Origin of the sequence: Streptococcus oralis (assembly GCF_001578945.1) — a bacterium.
In the GTDB taxonomy this organism is placed as follows: Bacteria; Bacillota; Bacilli; order Lactobacillales; family Streptococcaceae; genus Streptococcus; species Streptococcus oralis_Q.
Map to the genome: position 1 here is coordinate 175,162 of NZ_KQ969551.1, position 1,230 is coordinate 176,391.

The following is a 1,230-nucleotide window of genomic DNA, read 5'->3' on the forward strand; positions in this document are numbered from 1 at the left end:
AAAGACAACAAGGGCGATGGAAACTAAGGCTAACAGAGTCATGAAGATATCATAAATCATGATGTATTTTCGGTAGCGCTTGCTTTTTTTCATTTCAGCATCTCCTTTCTAACCCTATTATAGAGGATTCTGCAAGGTCTGACAAGAGGGAAAATAGTATGAAAAGAAGACACTTTTTTGCATATTTAAAGAGACTGAAGCTTTGTTCAGTCTCTTTTTGGAGATTAGGATTTGAAATCGTAATCTTTGACAATCTCAATACTATCAATGGTGACATCAGTAGTCGGTTTGTCTGATTGATCTTTTTCGACCTTGGCGATCTTGTCAACGACATCCATCCCCTCGAGGACTTGACCAAAGACAGGGTGTTTGCCGTCTAGACTAGGATTTCCCCCGTTCTTATAAGCCTCGATAATCTTTTTAGGATAGGAACTTTCTGGGAGTTGACCTGAAATATCTGTCGTACTTTGATTGATGAAGAACTGGCTGCCGTTGGTATTTGGCTGACCAGTATTAGCCATGGAAAGGGATCCGCGGATATTGTATAGGTAAGGAGAGATTTCATTTTTGAAACCAGTTCCCTTGTCCTTCGTTTTATCCTTATCATGCCAGATAGATTGGCCACCTGTACCATCTCCCTTAGGATCTCCAGTTTGGATCATAAAACCATCAATGACACGGTGGAAAGTGACTCCGTTATAGTAGCCTTCTTTGGCATGAGTGAGGAAGTTTTCAACTGCTAGAGGAGCCTGTTTTGGAAAGAGTTTGATGCGAATATCGCCTTGACTTGTGTGGAGAATCACTTCGGCTTCATCTTCAGCAACTTCAGTGGATAGTTGAGGGAAGTTGGCATTTTCGTTGGTCAGGGCATTTTTTTGATCTTGGGCGTATTGTTGCTGGGCTTTTGAGCTTTCCTCTGCTGCAATACTAGCATCGACATAGTCATCTCCACGGAGACCACGTTGGATACTGGTACAGCCGACAAGTAGAAGGGTCGTTAGGGCAAAGAGACTTGCAAGTTTTTTCATCTTGTTTCCTTTCAAAAATCATTTCTACCATTGTACCCTAAAAGCAAAGTGATTTCAAATGTTAGTAGGGATTTAGAAGGAGCGCTTCTTAGATCAAGGTAGGAATTTGGTCGTCATCGTCAAAGTCTTCAACTTCCTCTTCCCTAGGCAAAGGTTTCTGAATAGCAGACAGAAGGAAACGAGCAAGAGGGCCAACGATGAG

At 42.0% G+C, this 1,230-nt stretch carries 1 protein-coding gene and 1 pseudogene; both read right to left on the minus strand.

Going from position 1 to position 1,230, the window contains the following annotated elements; translation table 11 throughout:
- Positions 1-224: 224 nt before the first annotated feature.
- Positions 225-1,028 (minus strand): peptidylprolyl isomerase, encoded by an 804-nt coding sequence (locus SORDD16_RS03540; protein ID WP_061452405.1) that lies wholly within the window; start codon positions 1,026-1,028, stop codon positions 225-227.
- An 88-nt stretch (positions 1,029-1,116) separates the two neighbouring features.
- Positions 1,117-1,230: pseudogene (locus SORDD16_RS11625) on the minus strand (DUF2798 domain-containing protein); the annotation flags it as partial.

Excerpts from the sequence above, each read along its gene's own strand:
- SORDD16_RS03540 (WP_061452405.1), bottom strand. The coding sequence starts at position 1,028 with ATGAAAAAACTTGCAAGTCTCTTTGCCCTAACGACCCTTCTACTTGTC.